This window comes from Streptomyces sp. NPDC005962 (assembly GCF_040629205.1).
Lineage (GTDB): Bacteria > Actinomycetota > Actinomycetes > Streptomycetales > Streptomycetaceae > Streptomyces.
The window spans coordinates 130,424-150,518 of the sequence record NZ_JBEXVE010000005.1; the positions used below are offsets into that span (position 1 = coordinate 130,424).

The window sequence follows — 20,095 nt, forward strand, 5'->3', positions numbered from 1 at the left end:
CGGTGCGGTCGTCCGCGAGGCGGGCTAGCCGAGGCCGCCGAAGAAGCCTCCGCCGTCGCCCCCGCCGTTGCCTCCACCGTTGCCCTGGACCGTGACGAGGTTCACCGACTGGCCCTTGGGCACCTGGTTCCCGGCGCCGGGGTCGCTGGCGACCACGGTCGCGTTGTCGTCCTGCGGGCCGTTGATGTTGCCCACGTTGAGCCCGAGGTCCTGGAGGGCCTTCTTGGCGTCCTTGAGCTTCTGGCCGCCCAGGTTGGGCACCGGCACCTGCTCCTGCTGGGCCGGGGCCTTGGCGACGGTCAGGTTGATGACGGACCCGGGCGCGGCCGTTCCGCCACCGGCCGGGTCCTGGCTGATGACCGTGCCGGCCTGGGCGTCGCCGCTCTCCTGCTCCTTCGACTGGACCTTGAAGCCCTGCGCCTTGAGCGCCGTCTCGGCGTCCGCGAGGGGCTTGGTGGTCACGTCGGGGACGGAGACCTGCTGCTGCGGCGTGGCGACGGTCAGGGTGATCGTGGTGCCCCGCGCGACCTTCTTGCCGGCGTCCAGGCTCTGCCGGGTGACCTTGCCCGCCGTCTGGTCGGACTCCTCGGTCTCCTTCTCGACCGTGAAGCCCTTGGCCTTGAGCGACGCCCGGGCCGACTCGAACTGGACGTTGAGGACGTCCGGGACCTCGACCTTCTCCGCCGGCTTCTTGCCCTTCGACATGGTCAGCTCGACCGTGCCGTACCGCTTGATCTCGCCGTTCTCCGGGTTCTGCCTGCAGACGGTGTCCTTCGCCTGGTCGCAGAAATCGGAGCCGACCTTCTCGACCTTGAAGTCGCCGTTCTGCCCCTCGGAGCTGGCTTCCTTGAACGACTTGCCGGTCAGCGTCGGCACTGTGACCATGCTGTCGTTCTTGCCGCCGCTGAAGATCGCCTTGCCGATGAAGATCGCGCCGACCAGCACCAGGATGCCGGCCACCACCAGCAGGATCGTCGAGAGGTTGCTCTTCTTCCCCGAGCCGCCGCGCCGGCGCTCCGGCCGCTCGTCGTAGCCGAAGCCGCCGTCGTCGTCCCGCATCGGGGGCAGCATCGAGGTCGCCGGACCGGAGTCCTGCGGCCGCAGCATCGTCGTGGGCTGGTCGTTCGAGCCGTAGCCGACCGCGCCCAGGGCGGCGGTCGCGGCGACCGGCTGGCCTTCGAGTGCCGCCTCGATGTCGGCGCGCATCTCGTCGGCCGACTGGTAGCGGTAGTCGGGGTCCTTGACCAGGGCCCGCAGGACGATCGCGTCCATCTCCGGAGTGATGTCCGGGTCGTACGTGCTCGGCGGCTGCGGCTCTTCCCGTACGTGCTGGTAGGCCACGGCCACCGGGGAGTCCCCGACGAACGGCGGCCGCACCGTCAGCAGCTCGTACAGCAGACAGCCGCTGGAGTAGAGGTCGCTGCGCGCGTCGACGGTCTCGCCCTTGGCCTGCTCGGGGGAGAGGTACTGCGCGGTCCCGATGACGGCAGCAGTCTGCGTCATGGTCATACCGGCGTCGCCCATGGCCCGGGCGATGCCGAAGTCCATCACCTTGACCTGGCCGCTGCGCGTGAGCATCACGTTCGCGGGCTTGATGTCGCGGTGGACGATGTTGTTCCGGTGCGAGTACTCCAGGGCCTGGAGAATCCCGACGGTCATCTCCATCGAGCGCTCGGGGAGCAGCTTTCTGCCGGAGTGGAGAAGCTCACGCAGAGTGGAGCCGTCGACGTACTCCATCACGATGTACGGGATCGAGACACCGTCGACGTAGTCCTCGCCGGTGTCGTAGACCGCGACGATCGCGGGATGGTTGAGCGAGGCGGCCGACTGGGCCTCTCGGCGGAACCGGGCCTGGAAGGACGGATCGCGGGCGAGGTCCACCCGGAGCGTCTTCACGGCGACAGTACGGCCGAGGCGGGTGTCGTGCGCGAGGTAGACCTCGGCCATGCCACCGCGGCCGAGCACCGAGCCCAGCTCGTACCGGCCGCCGAGGCGACGCGGCTCTTCCATAGCTACTCCAGCCCTCTTCCGTCATTCCCGGCCACACCCTGTGTGGGGGACCGGCGAAGTGCTGCTCGCGCATACGGTACCCGGCACGCCTTACGGGACCCGGCCTCGGCCGATACTTGATACCGGACCGGTACGACGACGTGCGGGATTCGCATCAGGGCGTGACCGGCGTCACTTGTCGCGCTCGCTGGCGAGCACCGCCTTCATCACATCCTTGGCGATCGGCGCCGCGAGCTTGCCGCCCGCGATGTCGTCGCGAAGGGTGTCGGAACTCTCCACCACGACGGCGACCGCGACCGGGGAGCCCTCGTCGGTCTTGGCGTACGAGATGAACCAGGCGTACGGGTTCTCGCTGTTGTCGACGCCGTGCTGCGCGGTACCGGTCTTGCCGCCGACCGTGGCGCCGGGGATCTGGGCGTTGGTGCCGGTGCCCTCCTTGACCACGGTCTCCATCATGTCCTGGAGCTTCCCGGCGTTCTCCGAGCTGAGCGGCTGGCTCATCTGCTCCGGGCTGGTCTGGTCGATCGTGTTCAGGTTGGGGGCGCGCAGCGAGTCGACCATGTACGGCTTCATCAGCTTGCCGTCGTTGGCGATCCCGGCGGCGACCATGGCCATCTGCAGCGGGGTGGCGCGGGTGTCGAACTGGCCGATCGAGGACAGGGCGTTGCCCGGCCGGTCCATCTTCTCGGGGTAGAAGCTCGCGGACGCGCGGACGGGCATGAAGATCTCGTCGTTGAAGCCGAACTTCTTCGCCTCCTCCAGCATCTTCTCCTTGCCCAGGTCGTCACCGAGCTTGCCGAAGACGGTGTTGCAGGAGAAGCGCAGGGCCTGCCGCAGGGTGGCGTTCTTGCAGGGGATGTTCCCCTCGTTGCGCAGGGGCTGGCTGGACAGCGGCAGTTGCCACGGCAGCGGCGAGTTGGTCGGTGCGTCGATGTCCGTGTACTTGCCGTTCTCCAGCGCGGCCGCGGCGGTGAGGACCTTGAACGTGGAGCCCGGCGGGTACGTCTGCCGCAGCGCCCGGTTCAGCGTCGGCTCCTCCTTGTCCTTCGACATGCCCTTCCAGACGTCCGCGTCGTCCGTCGAGCTGCCCGCGAACTTCGACGGGTCGTAGCTCGGGGTGGACGCGAGGGCGAGGACCTTGCCGGTGCGCGGGTCGAGCGCGGCGACGGCGCCCTTGTTCTTGCCGAGCCCCTTGTAAGCGGCCTCCTGGGCCTTGGCGTTCAGGGTGGTGATGACGTCACCGCCCTTCGGCTTCTTGCCGGTGAACATGTCGACCGTACGGTTGAAGAACATCCGGTCGTCGTTGCCGGTGAGGGTGCCGTCCTCGATGCTTTCGAGCTGGGTGAGGCCGAAGGCCTGGGAGGCGTACCCGGTGACCGGTGCCCACATCGGACCGTTCTTGTACGTGCGCTTGTACTTGAAGTCGACCCCGTCGGTCGCCACCGACCCGGTGATCGGGCGGCCGTCGACGATGATGTTGCCGCGCGGCTGGCTGTACTGGGCGATCGCCACGCGCCGGTTCTGCTTGTTGGTCTTGAGGCCTTCCGCCTGGACGTACTGAATCCAGTTGTCCCGCACCAGCAGGGCGAGAACCAGGATGCCGCAGAAGATCGCGATTCGGCGCAGGGGCTTGTTCACGGGCGGACCACCTGAGTCATCTCGGCGTCAGTGGAGGGGGCGGGCGCGGGCGCGGGCCGCCGGGCGGTGTCGCTGATCTTGATGAGCAGCGCGATGAGTGCCCAGTTGGCGAGCACCGACGAACCGCCGTACGCCACGAACGGCATCGTCATACCGGTCAGCGGGATGAGACCCATCACACCGCCCGCGACGACGAAGACCTGGATGCCGAACGCCGCGGACAGACCGACCGCCAGCAGCTTGCCGAACGGGTCCCGGGCGGCCAGCGCCGTGCGCATGCCGCGCTCCACGATGAGGCCGTACAGCAGGAGGAACGCCATGGTGCCGGCGAGCCCCAGCTCCTCGCCGACGGTGGCGAGGATGAAGTCGGAGTTGGCCGCGAATCCGATCAGGTCGGAGGCGCCCTGGCCCCAGCCGCTGCCGGAGACGCCGCCGGAACCGAAGGACATCAGGGACAGGGCGATCTGGTCGGTGGTGGCCCAGCTCGGCCGGGGGGTGTCGTAGACGGCGAACGGGTGCAGCCACGACATCACACGGACCTTCACGTGCGACTCGAAGGACGCGACACCGACCGCGCCGACCGCCGACATCAGCAGACCGAAGACGATCCAGCTGGTGCGCTCGGTCGCGACGTACAGCATGACGACGAACAGGCCGAAGAACAGCAGCGAGCTTCCGAGGTCGGTCTCGAAGACCAGGATCAGGATGCTCATGGCCCAGACGATCAGGATCGGACCGAGGTCACGGCCGCGCGGCAGGTACAGCCCCATGAAGCGGCGGCTGGCCAGCGCGAGCGCGTCCCTCTTCACCATGAGGTAGCCGGAGAAGAAGACCGCGATGATGATCTTCGCGAACTCACCGGGCTGGATGGAGAAGGAGCCGACGGTGATCCAGATGCGTGCGCCGAACCGGGCCGGGAAGAACATCGGCAGGATCAGCAGGATCAGCGCACCGATCATGGAGATGTAGGTGTACCGCTGCAGGATCCGGTGATCTTTGAGGAGGATCAGGACGGCCACGAACAGGGCCACGCCCATTGCCGAGTACATCAGCTGGTTGGGCGCGGAGGGTGCGAAGGTCTGACCGATGTCCTTCGCCCGCTGGGCCAGCCGCCTCGACTGGTCCAGCCGCCAGATGATCACGAGGCCGAGACCGTTGAGGAGCGTGGCGATCGGCAGCAGCAGCGGATCGGCGTACGGGGTGAACTTGCGCACCACGATGTGGCCGACGGCTGCGAGCAGGCCGAGCCCGATGCCGTAGCTGAGCATGCCCGAGGGCAGCTCGTCGCTGAGGGCCAGGCCCGCGTTGGCATACGCGAAGACCGGAATGATCACCGCGAACGCCAGCATGGCCAGCTCGGTGTTGCGGCGGCTCGGCGGACCGGACGTACTGATCGTGGTCGTGTTGGTCGTACTACTGCTCATGGGTGGGCGGCCCTCTCACGGCTTCACGGCTGGGTGCTGCTGCACTGCGGGACCAACTCCTTCTCCTGCTCCGACAGGGTGGGACCCGGCTTCGGAGTGGGAGAGGTCGGCGCCGTGTTCTTCGGCGTCGGTGTGGCCTTGGCGGCGCGCAACCCCGTGGTCGCGCTCTGACTCTGCTGCGGCTTACCGCTGCTGCTGCTGCTTGCCTTGCCTCCGGAACCGCCGCCGGCCTGCCCCTTGCCGCCGGTGAGGTCCTTCTGGCTCTCCTCCGCCTTGCGCTGCTCGTCAGCCTTTCTGCAGGCGCTGGCGAGAGTGGCGAGATCCTTTGTCTTGTCCTCGGCCTGGCCGAGCCCGCTGACCGCGATGGTGTCCTCCACCCGGCTGCGCTGGTCGGTGGGGAGGTACTTGAGTTCGATCTCGCGGTGGTCCTCATGGACCTTGTTGAGCTTGATCCACGCGAGGTCCTGGCTGATGCCCCGGTAGATCGCGACGTGGTCCCCGTTGGAGCCCACGTAGTACTGCTTCTGCGTCCACTGGTAGCCGCTGTAGAGCCCGCCGCCGATCACGGCGAGGCCCAGTGCGATGAACAGCGACCGCTTGATCCAGGTCTTGCGGCCGCTCTTCTTGGTGTAGTCGCCCTCCGCGTAGGCCCCGTAACTGCCCTCGGACGGTCCGCCGAGGCCCGGGTCGCCGCTGCCGGGCGGCCCGAAGCCGTCCGGTGCGTCGCCCTGCTGCGGTACGGGCCGGTTCCGCCCGAGCTCGGCGGCGCGGCTCGCCGGGGTGTTGCCGGCGCCGCCGTCCCCGAGGGGGACCTGGTTCTCGGCCACCGCGCCGACGATCACGGGGGTGTCGTTGAGCTGGCCCGCCAGGGTGTCGCCGCCGTCCACGTCGAGGACGTCGGCGACGATGCAGGTGATGTTGTCGGGGCCGCCGCCGCGGAGTGCGAGCTGGATCAGCTCCTGCACCGTCTCGTGCGGGCCCTGGTAGCTGGCGAGGGTGTCCTCGAGGGTCTGGTGGCTCACGACGCCGGACAGGCCGTCGGAGCAGATGAGGTAGCGGTCGCCGGCCCGGACCTCACGGATGGACAGGTCGGGCTCGACATGGTCGCCGCTGCCGAGCGCGCGCATCAGCAGGGAGCGCTGCGGGTGGGTGCCCGCCTCCTCCTCGGTGATGCGGCCCTCGTCGACGAGCCGCTGCACCCAGGTGTGGTCCTGGGTGATCTGGGTGAGCGCGCCGTCGCGCAGCAGGTACGCGCGCGAGTCGCCCACGTGCACGAGGCCGAGCCGCTGGCCGGTCCACAGCAGGGCGGTGAGTGTGGTGCCCATGCCCTCCAGCTGGGGGTCCTCCTCGACCATGACCCGCAGCTGGTCGTTGGCCCGCTGCACGGCGGTGCCCAGGGAGGTCAGGATGTCCGAGCCGGGGACGTCGTCGTCGAGCTGGACCAGGGTGGAGATCACCTCGGAGCTGGCGACCTCGCCGGCGGCCTGGCCGCCCATGCCGTCGGCGATGGCGAGCAGCCGGGGGCCGGCGTAGCCGGAGTCCTCGTTGCCCTCCCGGATCATGCCCTTGTGGGACCCGGCGGCGAAACGCAGTGACAGACTCATGCGCACCTCGCCCGTCGGCTCCGGGTACAGCCCCTTGCCAACCACGCTGCCCACCCTCCGGTCGTCATGGTCCTACTACTTCCGCAGCTCGAGGACGGTCTTGCCGATGCGGATCGGTGCACCCAGCTGAATCGGTGTCGGTGTGGTGAGCCGGTTCCGGTCCAGATAGGTGCCATTGGTGGAGCCGAGATCCTCGACGATCCACTGGCCGTCACGGTCCGGGTAGATCCTGGCATGCCGGCTGGAGGCGTAGTCGTCGTCCAGCACGATTGTTGAATCGTGCGCACGACCGAGAGTGATGGTCTGTCCCTGGAGCGCGACCGTGGTGCCGGTCAGCGTGCCTTCGGAGACCACCAGCTTGGTGGGGGCCCCGCGGCGGCCGCGGCCCGAGGGCTGCTGGCGCTGCTGGGGCGGTGCGGTCTGCTGTTGCTGCCGCTGTTGCTGCTGTTGCCGGTCGGGGGCGCCACGGCGCGACGAACCGCGCTGCGTCACGCGAGTCCCGAACAGGTCGCTACGGATGACCTGAACGGCCACGATGACGAACAGCCACAGTACGGCGAGGAAACCCAACCGCATGACCGTGAGGGTCAGCTCTGACATTGCCCCCGCTTCACCCTTCGGCTTGCCGGTAAACGATGGTGGTGCTGCCCACGACGATCCGTGAGCCGTCGCGGAGCGTAGCGCGGGTGGTGTGCTGTCCGTCCACCACGATGCCGTTCGTCGACCCCAGATCCTGGACGGTCGGCGGTGTTCCGACCCGGATTTCGCAGTGCCTGCGGGAGACCCCGGGATCGTCAATGCGCACGTCAGCGTCGGTGCTGCGGCCCATAACCAGGGTGGACCGGGAGATCTGGTGGCGAGTGCCATTGATCTCAATCCAGCGCCGGGTCTGACCCTGCGGCTGAGGACCGGCGCCGGCGCCCGCGCCCGCGCTCCGGGCCCCGGGACGGGCGCCGCCGGGAGGGGCGCCGCCGGGAGGGGCGCTGGGCATGGACGGTGCACCCGCGGGCTGCCCGTAGCCGCCCGGCCGCTGCTGCGGTGTCCCGCCGCGGGCCGGAGCCTGCTGGGCGGCCGGGCTCTGGGACTCGCTGGAGGCCAGCGTCCGGCTGCGCACCCGGTACAGGCCGGTGTCGAGGTCGTCGGCCTTCTCCAGGTGGACCTTGACGCCGCCCATGAAGGTGTACCGCTGCTGCTTGGCGTAGTCGCGGACCATGCCGGAGAGCTCGTCGCCGAGCTGCCCGGAGTACGGCGCGAGCCGCTCGTAGTCGCCGGTGCTCAGCTCGACGATGAAGTCGTTGGGGACGACGGTCCGGTCCCGGTTCCAGATGGTCGCGTTGTTGTCGCACTCACGCTGGAGCGCGCCCGCGATCTCGACGGGCTGGACCTCCGATTTGAACACCTTGGCGAAGGTGCCGTTCACGAGACCCTCGAGACGCTGCTCGAAGCGCTTCAGTACTCCCACGGGGCACCTCCTTCCTAGTCGTGCTCAGTGTCGTCCTGGTACTGCTTACTGATCGTATCCACGCGTCGGGAAATCGGGTGGTTCCCCTTCCTGGCCCTGTGGAGCAGTGTCACCTCTCACAGGATCGTAGAGGTGCCCTCTGGACAGTGTCCCGCAACCGCGACGGAGCCCCTCCGGGCGGGGGCTCGACAACGAGTGTGAATCCACCCAGACCAGCGTGCTAGTGTTCTGGATGTCGGAAGGCGCCGCAGCGAACCGGACCGAAAGGCCCCGGGAGCAGGCGGTGAACGGAAGACAAGCACCCATGCGCGGGTGGCGGAATAGGCAGACGCGCTGGATTCAGGTTCCAGTGCCCGAAAGGGCGTGGGGGTTCAACTCCCCCCTCGCGCACCAGTCGGAGCGGGCCTCTCCGGAGTGACGAAAGTCGCTCGGGGGAGGCCCGCTTCGCGTAGGTAGCTTCCTCGCTTCCCCGATTCCTCGCTTCCGAGCCGCCTCTGAGTCGCGTCCGGCTCGACTTCGGCTTGATCCACTGCCAGTTCGGCTTGATCCACATCAGTCTTGACGGGCTCGGCCCGGACCTTGTCGCGGACCTTGACACGGGCCTCGTCACGGACATCGCACCGGACAAACGGAAGCGGGGCCTCCCCGGGTGGGGATGCCCCGCGGTTCCGTGACCGGGCGGCCTCGGATCAGGCGGCGAAGCGGGTGGCGAGCTCCTTGGCCTTCGAGGCGGCGTCCTCGTGGGCCTTCGCCTTGGAGGAGTCCGCGAGCTCGATCAGGTCGGCCATCGCCGGGTTGCTGCGGGCCAGCGTGAGCTCCGGCACAACGAACTCCACGTCGAGGTTGAGCGCGCCCTTGAGCGCCTTCTCCAGGTAGGTCGTGACGAACTCGAAGCTCTCGCGCGGCGTGCCCGGGCCATAGCCGCCGCCCCGGCTGGCGACGACGATCGCCGGGGTGCCCGAGGTGGTGGTCTGCTCGGCGCCGGAGGTCCGGCCCATGATGATCACGTGGTCCAGCCACGCCTTGAGGGTGGAGGGGATCGTGAAGTTGTACATCGGGGCGCCTATGAGGACCACGTCGGCCCGCTCCAGCTCAGTGGCCAGGGTCTCGCGCAGCGCGAAGGCAGCCTGCTGCTCGGGCGTCTGGCTCTCGGCCGGGACGAACCCGGCCTGAGCGGCGAAACCGTCCAGGTGCGGCAGCGGCTCGGCGGCCAGGTCGCGGTAGATGACCGTGCCGTTCGGATGCTGGGCCTCCCACTCCTTGCGGAAGGTGGCGGTCACCGCGCGGGAGGCCGAGGCCTCGACGGGGAAGACGGACGTGTCGATGTGAAGAAGCGTGGACATGGAGGTGCCTCCGTGGGCAAAGCGCTCCACAAAGGAGCGGGGGTTTTCTACGTACCTGCAATTGGCACAGTAGCTTACTTTTCTTTAGCTCCCAACGGGAACGCAGTATCGTGTATTCCATGGCGGACGGAGGCGGGCCCGAGGTGCACAACGAGCACGTGTGCAAGCAGGTCGACGGCAAGATGACCCGGGTCTTCGAGCTGTTCGGGAAGCGATGGACCGGGCTGATCGTGGCCGTGCTGACCCAACAGGGGGCGTACTTCGCCGAGTTGCGGCGGGCTATCCCGGGCATCAGCGAGCGGATGCTGTCGGACCGGCTCACCGAACTGTCGGCGGCGGGACTGGTGGTCCGGGAAGTGGACCCAGGGCCCCCGCTGCGGGTGGCCTACCGGCTGACGGAGGCGGGGAAGGCCCTGGAGCCCGCGCTGAAGGAACTCGGGCAGTGGGCCGAGGACCATCTGCCCGAAGGCGGCGGCTGCCCGGACCAGTTCCGGCCCTGAGCAGGCACTTCGCCGCGTTCGCCGGAGTTTTCCACAGGCCCTGACGGGATCTGGCCGATCGGGGGTACGGTGCTGGTCGGTCGACGGTGTGAGCCGCCGTCGGCGGTGCTGGTGACGTGCTTGAACGAAGCGGGACGAAGCGGGGGCGTGATGGCTGACGGCACGGGTGTGGGCGGGGCGACCCGGAGGCTGCCCCAGGTCCCGGGGTTCGCCGCCTGGCGCGGCGAGGGCCCCTCCCCCCGGCAGGAGGGGAAGGCGCTGCGGAAGCGGGTGCCGCGCTCGGCGCACGCCGCGCTGCCGTCGCCCGGCCCCGGGCGGCCGGACGCGGTGGCGGCGGTCGAGCGGTCGAACGCCGGGCGGCTGCCCGAGCTGACGCCGATACGGGTGGGGCGGATGATCGCGACCCCGTTCTCCTTCCTCCGTGGTTCGGCCGGGCTGATGGCCCACGATCTGGCGAGCACCCCGGTCACCGGCGTCGGCGCACAGCTCTGTGGTGATGCGCACGCCGCCAACTTCGGGCTCTACGGGGACGCGCGCGGCGGTCTGGTCATCGACCTGAACGACTTCGACGAGACCGTCCACGGTCCGTGGGAGTGGGATGTGAAGCGGCTCGCGGCCTCGCTGGTGCTGGCCGGGCGGGAGGCAGGTGCCGACGAGGACACCTGCCGGTCGGCGGCCCGTGACGCGGCGGGCGCCTACCGGCGCACGGTGCGGCTGCTGGCCAAGCTCCCGGCCACCGACGCGTGGAACGCGATCGCGGACGAGGAGCTGGTCTCGCACACCGACGCCCGGGACCTGGCGGGCACGCTGGAGCGGGTCGTCGAGAAGGCCCGGCGGAACACGAGCGCGCGCTTCGCCGCGAAGGCCACGGAGGCCGTCCCGGGGGACGGGGGCTCCTCGGGCCGGCCGGTGGCCCGGCGCTTCGTGGACGCGCCGCCGGTGCTGCGGCGGGTGCCGGATGCCGAGGCGGTGGCGGTCGCGGCGGCGCTCGGCGACTATCTGGGCACGCTGCCCGAAGACCGGCTGCCGCTGCTCGCCCGGTACGAGGTGCACGATGTGGCGTTCCGGGTCGTGGGCACGGGCAGCGTGGGGACGCGTTCGTATGTGGTGCTGCTGCTCGATCACCGGGGCGAGCCGCTGGTGCTCCAGGTGAAGGAGGCCCGGCCGTCCGCGCTGCTGCCGCATCTGGGGCGGGCCGGGTTCGAGATACCCGAGGTCGTCCACGAGGGGCGGCGGGTGGTGCGCGGCCAGAAGCGGATGCAGGTCGTCAGCGACATCTTGCTCGGCTGGACGACGGTGCTCGGGCGGCCGTACCAGGTACGGCAGTTCCGCAACCGCAAGGGGAGCGTGGACCCGGCGGCGCTGGCCGCCGACCAGATGGACGACTACGGGCGGATGACGGGCGCGCTGCTCGCGCGGGCGCATGCGCACAGCGCCGATCCGCGGCTGCTCGCCGGGTACTGCGGCAAGGGGGAGGAGCTGGACGAGGCGGTGGCCGACTTCGCGGTGGCGTACGCGGACCGTACGGAGGCCGACCACGCGGAGCTGCTGGCCGCGGTGCGTGCCGGGCGGATAGCGGCCGAGCCGGGGGTGTGAGGCTTCAGGGGATGTCTTGCCGATCAGGCCGGATCAGAGCCCGGCATGATCGGCAAGACACCCCCTGGTCCCGAGGGGCGCCCCACGTAGGCTGAGCGGGTGACGAACCGGGAAGCGCAGCAACAGGCACAGCGGGCGGTGCCCGAGGCGGAGCCCCAGGAGGAATCCCGGGCACCGGCCGAGGCACAGCCCGAGCAGGCACGGTCCGAGGAGGCGCGATCCGAGGAAGAGGAACGGGCCGAAGAGGCACGGTCCGAGGAGGAGACGCGGGCCGCCGAGCGTCTTGAGCGGGCGGTGCGGGCGGCCGAGCAGGCGCTGATCGAGTTCGAGATCGCGGTGGAGACCTTCCGGGTCGAGGTGGAGAACTTCTCCCGGCTGCACCATCAGCGGCTCGGGCCGATGTACTCGCGCCTGGACGAGCTGGACGCGCTGATCGCCGAGGCGGTCGCGGCGCGCACCGGTGATCCGGAGGACCAGCGCAGGGCCCGTGAGGCGCGCGGACTGGTGCAGCCGATGCCCGGTGTGGAGGAGCTGTTCCACGGCTGGATCGACTCGGACGGACTGTCGCCGGAGGCGTCCGCGATGCTCACCGAGCAGCCGGTGCAGCCGCCGCCCCGGGTGCGGCCGGGCGAGGAGGCCCGCCGGATCTACCGGGACCTGGCCCGCAAGGCCCATCCGGACCTGGCGGAGGAGGAGGCCGAGCGGGAGCGGCGCGGTGAGTTCATCGTGCGGGTCAACGCGGCGTACGCGGCCGGGGACGAGGCGCTTCTGCGGAAGCTGGCCGAGGAGTGGGAGGCCGGTCCGCCGCCGCCCGAGCGGCGGGCGAGCCGCAGCGAGGAGCTGTACGCCCGGCTGGAGTGGCTGGCCGAGCGCAAGGAGATGCTGGCCGAGGCCGCCAACGAACTCGAGTCGAGCGCGATCGGCGCGATGATCAAGATGGCGCCGGAAGATCCGGACCGGCTGCTGGACGAGATCGCCGAGCAGCTGATCGCCCAGGTCTCCGAGAAGGAGGCCCGGCTCGCGGAGCTGGCGCGGTAGTAGGTTGTGCCAGGTTGCCCATGTCATCGGGCGGCCCATGTCGTGTGAGAGGTGTGTGTGATGCATTTTGCCCAGCTTCCCCAGGTGGAGGCCGCGGCGGTGCCGGCCGACGGCTTTCTGCTGGACGTCCGGGAGGACGACGAGTGGGCGGCCGGGCATGTCGAGGGCGCCCTTCACATCCCGATGGGCCAGGTCGTCGCCCGGTTCGGTGAGCTGACCGAGTCGGCCGGCGAGGGGCACCGGGTGCATGTGATGTGCCGGGTCGGCGGGCGGTCCGCGCAGGTGACGCAGTATCTGGTCGCCCAGGGCCTGGACGCGGTGAACGTGGACGGCGGGATGCTCGCCTGGGACGCGGCGGGCCGGCCGATGGTCGGCGGCCAGGACGGCACGGCCGGCGGCGCCTTCGTGCTGTAGACCCTTTCGCGGGTCGCCTCAGGCGAGGGTGTGGGTGGCGAGGAGATCGCCGAGCTCCTCCTCGTGGGCGGCGGCCGAGCCCAGGGACAACTCCAGCTGCTTGGCCCAGGCGTGATAGCGGTGCAGCGGATAGTCGGTGACCGCGCCGAAGCCGCCGTGCAGATGCTGGGCGGTCTGGACGACCCGGCGCACGCCGTCGGCGGCGCATATCTTGGCGACCGCCACGTCTCCGGCGACCGGCAGCGCCCCGTTCGCCGTCGCCTCCGGGCCCTTCTCGTCCCGGGAGAGCCGCCAGGCGGCCTGCCACAGCGTGGCCTCCATGGTCCGCAGATCGATGTAGCGGTCGGCGGTCTGGACGGCGACCGCCTGGAACGTGGCGAGCGGATGGCCGAACTGCTCACGCGTGGACGTGTACGAGCTGGTCAGGTCGAGCACCGCCGTGCCGACGCCCAGCGCCAGCGCACAGGTGCCGGTGGTGAGCAGCGCGCGCAGCCAGTCCCAGGCGCCGTCCGCGTCGAGCACCTCGTGACCGGCCGTCCGTACGGCGTCCAGCCGGACTTCGGCCAGCCGCTCGCCACTGGTGGACACCTGCGCGTCCAGGCCGACTCCCGCCCGGTCGCGGGGGATCAGCGCGAGGAGCGCCCGGCCCGCGCCGGTGTGGGCCGGGATCAGCAGAAGGTCGGCGTCGGCGGCCCAGGGGACGGCGGTCTGCACCCCGTCCAGCACCCAGTCGCCGCCGTCCTGATGTGCCTGGACGGCGAGTTCGGCCGGGCCGTGGCCGGTGCGCCCGGCGGTGGCCACGGTGAGTACGAGGTCGCCTCGGGCGGCCCGGGGCAGCACGGCCGCGCACAACTCGGGTGCGCCGTACCGCTGCACGGCGAGGGCCGCCGCGCCGGTCTCCAGCAGGGGCACCCGGGCCAGCACCTTCGCGGATTCGCGCAGCACCAGGCACAGGGCGAGCGGGTCGAGCCCGGAGCCGCCGTAGCGCGGGTCGAGGATCAGCCCGAGCAGGTCGGCGTCGGCGAGTCTGCGCCACAGCGCGCGGTCGATGTCGTCGGCGACGGCACCCGGGGTGAGGGCGGGGCTGGGCACGCCGTCCGGTGTGGTGGAGGAGAAGACGGCCTTCGCCGCCTCCACAGCTGCCTGTTGCTCCTCGGTGAAGGTGAAGTCCACTGTCCGTCCTCCCGCGCCGCGAGCCTCATCTGACGGACCGTCAAGATAGAACACGTTCTACAAAAAGGGAACGCTCACTGGAAGGGAACGCCTCGGTGGCCGGTCAGCGGTCGAAGTCCAGCTCCACCCGCTCGCCGAGCGGATGGGACTGGCAGGAGAGCACATAGCCCGCCTCCAGCTCCTCCGGCTCCAGCGCGAAGTTCCGGTCCATCCGCACCTCCCCGGAGACCAGGAACGCCCGGCAGGTACCGCACACCCCGCCCTTGCAGGCATACGGCGCGTCGGCGCGATTGCGCAGCACGGTCTCCAGCAGCGGCTCCCCGTCCCGCACCGGCCAGCTGCCCGACCGGCCGTCCAGGGTCGCCGTCACCGTGCTGTGCGAGGGTCCGGCTGCCGGGCCCGGCGCAGCGGAGATGCCCTCACCGGGCTCGCCCGCCACATGGAAGATCTCCTGATGGACCCGGCCACGGGGCACCCCGAGCCCGCGCAGCGCCTTCTCGGCGGCGCGCACCAGCCCGTACGGACCACACAGGAACCAGCCGTCCACCGAGGGCACCGGGAGCAGCGCGGGGAGCAGCCCGGTCAGCCGCTCCTGATCCAGCCGCCCGGACACCAGCCCGGTCTGCTGTTCCTCCCGGGAGAGGGCGCACACCAGCTGGAACCGGTCGGGCCAGCGGTCCTTGAGATCGGCGATCTCCTCCAGGAACATCGTGGAGGCCGCGGTGCGGTCGCTGCGGATCAGACAGAAGCGGGCCTCGGGCTGCCGCTCCAGCAGGGTGGCGGCGATGGACAGCACGGGGGTGATGCCGCTGCCGCCGACGACCGCGGCGAAGTGGCCGGGCCTGGGGTCCAGCACGAACCGGCCCGCCGGGGCCATCACCTCCACCACCTCCCCGACCGCCAGCTCCTTGAGGGCGTACGTGGAGAACGCGCCGCCCTCCACCCGCCGCACCCCGACCCGCAGCAGCTCCGGCCCCTCCGGGCCCGGGGCGGGGGTGCAGATCGAGTACGTACGCCGGATCTCCGCGCCGTCCGTGAACCGCCGCACCGCGATGTGCTGCCCGGGGGCGAAGCGGAACGTCTCGCGCAGCGCGGGCGGCACCCGGAGGGTGACGGCCACCGCGTCATCGGCGAGCGGGTCGACGGCCGCCACCCGCAGCGGATGGAACGCGCCGTGGTGGGGCGCGGCGCTCGGCACCGCTTCCGCGGCCATCACAACTCCTTGAAGTGGTCGAACGGTTCGCGGCAGGTCTCGCAGCGGCGCAGCGCCTTGCACGCGGTGGAGGAGAAGCGGCTCAGCAGCGTGGTCTCGGTCGATCCGCAGTGCGGACAGCGCACCGTCAGCTCGACGGGCACCGGTCCGCCCGCCGCGGCGCGCTGTGGCGCGGGCGGCGCTATGCCGGACTCCGCGAGCTTGCGGCGGCCCTCGGCGCTGATCGCGTCCGTCGTCCAGGGCGGGGCGAGCACCGTGCGGACCTCGACCTCGGCCATGCCGTGGTCGTGCAGCACCCGTTCGATATCGGCGGCCATCGACTCCACCGCCGGGCAGCCGGTGTAGGTGGGGGTCAGCTCGACCTCGACCCGGCCCGGCGCCGGGACCCGCAAGCCCCGCAGCACGCCCAGCTCGGCCAGGGACACCATCGGCAGCTCCGGGTCCGGCACGGCTCCGGCCAGCTGCCGCAGCTCCTCTTCGAGCGCGGTGGCACCGGGCGTGTGGGGCACGGGCGTGTGGGGCGCGGGCGTCACCATGCCGCCCCCGGGTGGCTGCGGTGCAGATGCTGCATCTGCGCGAGCATCGGGCCGAACGGCTCGGTGTGGATGCCCTGGCGCCCGGCACCGGCCGCCCAGGCACCGCGCCGCGGGCCCTCGGGCAGGCTGAGCCCGGCCCGGGTGAGGATGGCGGTGACGCGCTCCAGCCATGCGCCGTGCAGCGCGGACCACTCGACGTCGCACCCCTCGACCGGCTCGAACAGCTCGCCGGTGAACCGCCACAGCGCGTCCAGCCCGCGGCGCGTCCGCTGATGGCTCTCCTCCGTGCCGTCGCCGAGCCGCAGCGTCCAGTGCTCGGCGTGATCGCGGTGGTAGGCGACCTCCTTGACCGCCTTGGCGGCCAGCGGTGCGAACGGGCCGTCGCCGCGCGCCAGCTCCTCGTACAACAGCTCCTGGTAGGTGGAGAAGTAGAGCTGGCGGGCGATGGTGTGGGCGAAGTCCCCGTTCGGCTGCTCGACCAGCTGGACGTTGCGGAACGCCCGCTCCTCGCGGAGATAGGCCAGCTCGTCCTCGTCGCCGACGAGGGAGAGCAGCACCCGGGCCTGGCCGAGCAGATCGAGGGCGATGTTGGCGAGCGCGACATCCTCCTCCAGCACGGGGGCATGGCCCGCCCACTCCCCCAGCCGGTGGGAGAGCACCAGCGCGTCGTCGCCCAGGGCGAGGGCCGCGGTCACAGGTGCCGCACCCCCTCCGGGATCTCGTAGAACGTGGGGTGCCGGTAGGGCTTGTCGGCGGCGGGCTCGAAGAACGGGTCCTTCTCGTCCGGCGAGGAGGCGGTGACCGAGGTGGAGGGCACCACCCAGATCGAGACGCCCTCCGAGCGGCGGGTGTACAGATCGCGCGCGTTCCGCAGGGCCATCTCCGCGTCCGGGGCGTGCAGGGAACCGGCGTGGGTGTGCGCGAGGCCGCGCCTGCCGCGGACGAACACCTCCCACAGCGGCCATGCGCCGTCTCCGCCACCGCTCATGCCCGTGCCTCCTCGTGCTTGGCCGCGTACGCCGCGGCCGCCTCGCGCACCCAGGCGCCTTCCTCGTGGGCCCGGCGCCGCTGGGAGATCCGCTGGGCGTTGCACGGCCCGTTTCCCCGCAGCACTTCGCCGAACTCGTCCCAGTCGATGGGGCCGAAGTCGTGGTGGCCCCGCTCCTCGTTCCACGCCAGATCGGGGTCGGGGAGGGTGAGGCCGAGGGATTCGGCCTGGGGGACGCAGATGTCGACGAAGCGCTGGCGCAGCTCGTCATTGGAATGCCGCTTGATCTTCCAGGCCATCGACTGGGCGGAGTGCGCCGAGGTGTCGTCGGGCGGGCCGAACATCATCAGCGACGGCCACCACCAGCGGTCCACCGCGTCCTGGGCCATGGCGTGCTGGGCCTCGGTGCCCCGGCTCAGGGCCAGCAGCAGCTCATATCCCTGGCGCTGGTGGAAGGACTCCTCCTTGCAGATGCGGACCATCGCGCGGGCGTACGGCCCGTAGGAGCAGCGGCACAGCGGGACCTGGTTGGTGATCGCCGCGCCGTCCACCAGCCAGCCGATGGCGCCCACATCCGCCCAGGTCAGCGTCGGATAGTTGAAGATCGACGAGTATCTCTGGCGGCCCGAGTGGAGCTTGTCGAGCAGCTCGTCCCGGTTGATGCCCAGGGTTTCCGCCGCGCTGTAGAGGTACAGGCCGTGGCCCGCCTCGTCCTGGACTTTCGCCATCAGGATCGCCTTGCGCCGCAGTGAGGGGGCGCGGGTGATCCAGTTGGCCTCGGGCTGCATGCCGATGATCTCGGAGTGGGCGTGCTGCGCGATCTGCCGGACCAGGGACGCCCGGTAGGCGTCGGGCATCCAGTCGCGCGGTTCGATGCGCTCGTCCGCGGCCAGGGCGGCGTCGAACACCGCCTCGTAGGCCCCCGCCCCGGCTTCCGCCGCCGTCGTCGTCATGCGAAGCCCCTTCGCCATCCGTCCCCGCCGTCCGTCCCACCGACCAGCCGGGGAATCGACCTACCGACCGATCGTTCGGTTCAATGGTGTGCCGAGGGAACGTAGGGTGTCAAGCCTGTGGATAACGCTGAGGATGCTGTGCCGGGTGGGCCGCATCGGTAGCGTGCCGGGCACAGGGGACACCCTCCGGGGCCGTGGGTGCGCAGCCGTCCGGGCCGGGTGCGCGGACCTGGACCATCGGGAGTGGGGCGGGGCATGGCGGAAACGGAGCCGGACGACGAGGCGGCGGAACGGCTCGGCGCGCTCTCACTGCCGTCGCAGCTGATCGTCGCGGTGGCGGTCGCCGCCGCCGCGGTCGCCGTGGCCGTTCACCTCGGGATGGCGTTTCTGAGCGTCGCGCCGCCCAATACGGTCAGCAAGCGTCACGGCGCGGCGATGGACGACTACACCTACCCGGAGTTCGAACGGAACTGGAAGCTCTTCGCGCCCAATCCGCTCCAGCAGGACATCGCCGTCCAGGCCCGGGCCGAGATCCGCACCCCCGAGGGCGGCCTCGCGACCACAGGCTGGACCAACCTCTCCGCCCAGGACGGCGCCGCCATCCACCACAACCCGCTGCCCAGCCACACCCAGCAGAACGAACTGCGCCGCGCCTGGGAGTTCTACATCGGCTCGCACGACGCGCGGGAACGGCCGAACGGCACCCGCGGCAGCCTCTCCGAGCAGTACATACGCCGGATCGTCATGCTCCGTCTCGGCCCGGAGACGGGCGGCGGCACGGTACAGCGCGTCCAGGTGCGGTCCGCGACCACGCCGCTGGCCGCGCCGCCGTGGAGCGACGAGAAGACCGACGTCAAGACGTTCTACCGGACCCTGCCCTGGTGGACCGCGACCGAGGCCGACCTTCCGGAGGGGACGCGCCGGTGACGATATCCGCTGTCCAGTCCGGCCTGGCGCGTGTCCAGGCCGCCGTGGCGCGCGGCCACGCCCGCGTCACCGGCTCCGCGCTCGGCCCCCACCAGACGGCCGTGGTGCGCATCGGCTTCTCCTTCACCTGGCTGCTCTTCCTGGTCCGCGAATGGCCCCACCGCCGGGAGCTGTACGGCCCCGACGGTCCCTGGAACTGGGACATGGCCCGTCGGCTGATCGACGGCAACCACGCCTTCACCGCGCTCATGTGGTCCGACAGCGGCCTGTGGTTCGAGACCGTCTACGCACTCGCCCTCGTCTCCGCCCTGCTGCTCCTGCTCGGCTGGCGCACCCGCACCATGTCCGTGCTGTTCATGCTCGGCGTGCTGTCGCTGCAGAACCGCTCCATCTTCCTCGGCGACGGCGGCGACAACCTCATCCACCTGATGTCGATCTACCTGGTGCTCACCCGGTGCGGCCAGGTCTGGTCGCTCGACGCGCGCCGCGCCGCCCACCGCCCGGACGACGAGACGGAGCCGCCGCGCGATACGACCGGGATCGTGCTGTGGAGCGTCCTGGGGCTCGCCCTGGCCTGGGTCCAGCTGTTCAGCGACGCCGGACTGTCCCTCATCGCCGATGGCCCGCTCCCCGGGCTGGGCTGGGCCACCGTCCTGTGGGGGCTGTGGCTCGTCCAGGGCGGCTGGTGGCTCGCGCGCCGTCACGCACCGGGGGAGCCGCGCACCGTCCTGGACATGCTCGCCAACCTGGCGCACAACGGTGCCCTGGTGGTGATCATGGGCGAGGTATGTCTGCTCTACGCCTCCGCGGGCTGGTACAAGGTCCAGGGATCGCGCTGGCAGGACGGCACCGCCCTCTACTACCCGCTGCACCTGGACTACTTCTCGCCCTGGCCGTCCCTGGCCGACGCGCTCGCGAGCAGCGGCACCCTGGTGATGCTGCTGACCTACGGCACGGTCATCGTCCAGGTCGCCTTCCCCTTCACCCTGCTCAACCGCCGGGCCAAGAACGTCATGCTGGTGCTGCTGATGCTGGAGCACATCGGCATCGCCGTCGCGCTCGGATTGCCCTTCTTCTCGCTCGCCGCCATCGCCGGGGACGCGGTGTTCCTGCCGACCGCCTTCCTGCTCTGGACGGGCCGGAAGGCGACCCGGGCCCGCGACCGGCTGGCCGCGCGCGCCGTCCGGCTGCCCAGGCAGCGGGCCGGGGACGCCGACGAGGAGCCCGCCCCCACGCTCACTGGCTGAGCCCGCCCGCCCCGGTCCCGGGCCCCGGG

General features: G+C 70.8%; 19 protein-coding genes and 1 tRNA gene. 7 read left to right on the top strand and 13 right to left on the bottom strand.

Features of this window, described 5'->3' with window-relative positions; translation table 11 throughout:
• Positions 1-24: 24 nt before the first annotated feature.
• The 6 genes from pknB to ABZ370_RS10915 all read right to left on the bottom strand — a co-directional run bounded on the left by pknB (position 25) and on the right by ABZ370_RS10915 (position 8,138).
• Positions 25-2,010, bottom strand: a complete 1,986-nt coding sequence (pknB, locus tag ABZ370_RS10890) for a Stk1 family PASTA domain-containing Ser/Thr kinase (protein ID WP_358619003.1) — start codon at positions 2,008-2,010, stop codon at positions 25-27.
• A 171-nt stretch (positions 2,011-2,181) separates the two neighbouring features.
• Positions 2,182-3,648, bottom strand: coding sequence for a penicillin-binding protein 2 (locus ABZ370_RS10895; RefSeq protein WP_358619005.1), 1,467 nt, complete (start codon positions 3,646-3,648; stop codon positions 2,182-2,184).
• Positions 3,645-5,072: an FtsW/RodA/SpoVE family cell cycle protein gene (locus tag ABZ370_RS10900; RefSeq protein ID WP_358619006.1), complete on the bottom strand. Its 1,428-nt coding sequence runs from the start codon at positions 5,070-5,072 to the stop codon at positions 3,645-3,647. The genes ABZ370_RS10895 and ABZ370_RS10900 overlap by 4 nt, the downstream gene beginning before the upstream one ends.
• Before the next feature lie 23 nt (positions 5,073-5,095).
• Entirely contained in the window at positions 5,096-6,676 is a 1,581-nt protein-coding gene (locus ABZ370_RS10905) for a PP2C family serine/threonine-protein phosphatase (RefSeq protein ID WP_358619318.1), read from the bottom strand.
• Positions 6,677-6,751: 75 nt separating this feature from the next.
• Positions 6,752-7,276: an FHA domain-containing protein gene (locus ABZ370_RS10910; RefSeq protein ID WP_358619008.1), complete on the bottom strand. Its 525-nt coding sequence runs from the start codon at positions 7,274-7,276 to the stop codon at positions 6,752-6,754.
• A 10-nt stretch (positions 7,277-7,286) separates the two neighbouring features.
• Positions 7,287-8,138 (bottom strand): DUF3662 and FHA domain-containing protein, encoded by an 852-nt coding sequence (locus ABZ370_RS10915; RefSeq protein ID WP_358619010.1) that lies wholly within the window; start codon positions 8,136-8,138, stop codon positions 7,287-7,289.
• A gap of 306 nt (positions 8,139-8,444) precedes the next feature.
• Between ABZ370_RS10915 and ABZ370_RS10920 the strand changes: the two genes are divergently transcribed.
• Positions 8,445-8,531: transfer RNA gene (locus ABZ370_RS10920), tRNA-Leu, on the top strand.
• A 296-nt stretch (positions 8,532-8,827) separates the two neighbouring features.
• Here ABZ370_RS10920 and ABZ370_RS10925 read toward each other — a convergent pair.
• The gene (locus ABZ370_RS10925; RefSeq protein WP_358619012.1) at positions 8,828-9,481 is read right to left on the bottom strand and encodes an NAD(P)H-dependent oxidoreductase; all 654 of its coding nucleotides are present in this window, start codon (positions 9,479-9,481) and stop codon (positions 8,828-8,830) included.
• A gap of 119 nt (positions 9,482-9,600) precedes the next feature.
• Here ABZ370_RS10925 and ABZ370_RS10930 point away from each other — a divergent pair, with 119 nt between their 5' ends.
• The 4 genes from ABZ370_RS10930 (at position 9,601) to ABZ370_RS10945 (ending at position 13,029) form a co-directional block, all read left to right on the top strand.
• Positions 9,601-9,981 (top strand): helix-turn-helix domain-containing protein, encoded by a 381-nt coding sequence (locus tag ABZ370_RS10930; RefSeq protein ID WP_358619014.1) that lies wholly within the window; start codon positions 9,601-9,603, stop codon positions 9,979-9,981.
• Positions 9,982-10,131: 150 nt separating this feature from the next.
• Positions 10,132-11,577, top strand: a complete 1,446-nt coding sequence (locus ABZ370_RS10935; RefSeq protein WP_358619016.1) for a DUF2252 domain-containing protein — start codon at positions 10,132-10,134, stop codon at positions 11,575-11,577.
• A 99-nt stretch (positions 11,578-11,676) separates the two neighbouring features.
• Complete coding sequence (locus ABZ370_RS10940) at positions 11,677-12,615, top strand: hypothetical protein (protein ID WP_358619017.1); 939 nt, start codon at positions 11,677-11,679, stop codon at positions 12,613-12,615.
• 60 nt (positions 12,616-12,675) lie between these two features.
• Complete coding sequence (locus ABZ370_RS10945; protein WP_358619019.1) at positions 12,676-13,029, top strand: rhodanese-like domain-containing protein; 354 nt, start codon at positions 12,676-12,678, stop codon at positions 13,027-13,029.
• An 18-nt stretch (positions 13,030-13,047) separates the two neighbouring features.
• On the opposite strand, the gene ABZ370_RS10950 is transcribed toward ABZ370_RS10945, so the two are convergent.
• The 6 genes from ABZ370_RS10950 to paaA form a co-directional block, all read right to left on the bottom strand.
• Complete coding sequence (locus ABZ370_RS10950) at positions 13,048-14,202, bottom strand: acyl-CoA dehydrogenase family protein (RefSeq protein WP_358619021.1); 1,155 nt, start codon at positions 14,200-14,202, stop codon at positions 13,048-13,050.
• Positions 14,203-14,305: 103 nt separating this feature from the next.
• Positions 14,306-15,415 (bottom strand): 2Fe-2S iron-sulfur cluster-binding protein, encoded by a 1,110-nt coding sequence (locus tag ABZ370_RS10955; protein WP_358619022.1) that lies wholly within the window; start codon positions 15,413-15,415, stop codon positions 14,306-14,308.
• Complete coding sequence (gene paaD / locus ABZ370_RS10960) at positions 15,415-15,951, bottom strand: 1,2-phenylacetyl-CoA epoxidase subunit PaaD (RefSeq protein ID WP_358619024.1); 537 nt, start codon at positions 15,949-15,951, stop codon at positions 15,415-15,417. The genes ABZ370_RS10955 and paaD overlap by 1 nt, the downstream gene beginning before the upstream one ends.
• Positions 15,945-16,646 (bottom strand): 1,2-phenylacetyl-CoA epoxidase subunit PaaC, encoded by a 702-nt coding sequence (gene paaC / locus ABZ370_RS10965; RefSeq protein ID WP_358619026.1) that lies wholly within the window; start codon positions 16,644-16,646, stop codon positions 15,945-15,947. The genes paaD and paaC overlap by 7 nt, the downstream gene beginning before the upstream one ends.
• Positions 16,643-16,939 (bottom strand): 1,2-phenylacetyl-CoA epoxidase subunit PaaB, encoded by a 297-nt coding sequence (paaB, locus tag ABZ370_RS10970; RefSeq protein WP_358619027.1) that lies wholly within the window; start codon positions 16,937-16,939, stop codon positions 16,643-16,645. The genes paaC and paaB overlap by 4 nt, the downstream gene beginning before the upstream one ends.
• Positions 16,936-17,892 (bottom strand): 1,2-phenylacetyl-CoA epoxidase subunit PaaA, encoded by a 957-nt coding sequence (gene paaA, locus ABZ370_RS10975; RefSeq protein WP_358619029.1) that lies wholly within the window; start codon positions 17,890-17,892, stop codon positions 16,936-16,938. The genes paaB and paaA overlap by 4 nt, the downstream gene beginning before the upstream one ends.
• A 255-nt stretch (positions 17,893-18,147) precedes the next feature.
• Here paaA and ABZ370_RS10980 point away from each other — a divergent pair, with 255 nt between their 5' ends.
• The gene (locus ABZ370_RS10980) at positions 18,148-18,819 is read left to right on the top strand and encodes a DUF5819 family protein (RefSeq protein ID WP_358619031.1); all 672 of its coding nucleotides are present in this window, start codon (positions 18,148-18,150) and stop codon (positions 18,817-18,819) included.
• 2 nt (positions 18,820-18,821) lie between these two features.
• Complete coding sequence (locus ABZ370_RS10985) at positions 18,822-20,066, top strand: HTTM domain-containing protein (RefSeq protein WP_358619320.1); 1,245 nt, start codon at positions 18,822-18,824, stop codon at positions 20,064-20,066.
• The last annotated feature ends 29 nt before the right edge of the window (positions 20,067-20,095 follow it).

Excerpts from the sequence above, each read along its gene's own strand:
- ABZ370_RS10945 (WP_358619019.1), top strand. The coding sequence starts at position 12,676 with ATGCATTTTGCCCAGCTTCCCCAGGTGGAGGCCGCGGCGGTGCCGGCC.
- pknB (WP_358619003.1), bottom strand. The coding sequence starts at position 2,010 with ATGGAAGAGCCGCGTCGCCTCGGCGGCCGGTACGAGCTGGGCTCGGTG.
- ABZ370_RS10980 (WP_358619031.1), top strand. The coding sequence starts at position 18,148 with ATGGCGGAAACGGAGCCGGACGACGAGGCGGCGGAACGGCTCGGCGCG.
- ABZ370_RS10955 (WP_358619022.1), bottom strand. The coding sequence starts at position 15,415 with ATGGCCGCGGAAGCGGTGCCGAGCGCCGCGCCCCACCACGGCGCGTTC.
- ABZ370_RS10930 (WP_358619014.1), top strand. The coding sequence starts at position 9,601 with ATGGCGGACGGAGGCGGGCCCGAGGTGCACAACGAGCACGTGTGCAAG.
- ABZ370_RS10925 (WP_358619012.1), bottom strand. The coding sequence starts at position 9,481 with ATGTCCACGCTTCTTCACATCGACACGTCCGTCTTCCCCGTCGAGGCC.
- paaA (WP_358619029.1), bottom strand. The coding sequence starts at position 17,892 with ATGACGACGACGGCGGCGGAAGCCGGGGCGGGGGCCTACGAGGCGGTG.
- ABZ370_RS10900 (WP_358619006.1), bottom strand. The coding sequence starts at position 5,072 with ATGAGCAGTAGTACGACCAACACGACCACGATCAGTACGTCCGGTCCG.
- ABZ370_RS10935 (WP_358619016.1), top strand. The coding sequence starts at position 10,132 with ATGGCTGACGGCACGGGTGTGGGCGGGGCGACCCGGAGGCTGCCCCAG.
- paaD (WP_358619024.1), bottom strand. The coding sequence starts at position 15,951 with ATGGTGACGCCCGCGCCCCACACGCCCGTGCCCCACACGCCCGGTGCC.
- ABZ370_RS10910 (WP_358619008.1), bottom strand. The coding sequence starts at position 7,276 with ATGTCAGAGCTGACCCTCACGGTCATGCGGTTGGGTTTCCTCGCCGTA.
- paaB (WP_358619027.1), bottom strand. The coding sequence starts at position 16,939 with ATGAGCGGTGGCGGAGACGGCGCATGGCCGCTGTGGGAGGTGTTCGTC.
- ABZ370_RS10905 (WP_358619318.1), bottom strand. The coding sequence starts at position 6,676 with ATGAGTCTGTCACTGCGTTTCGCCGCCGGGTCCCACAAGGGCATGATC.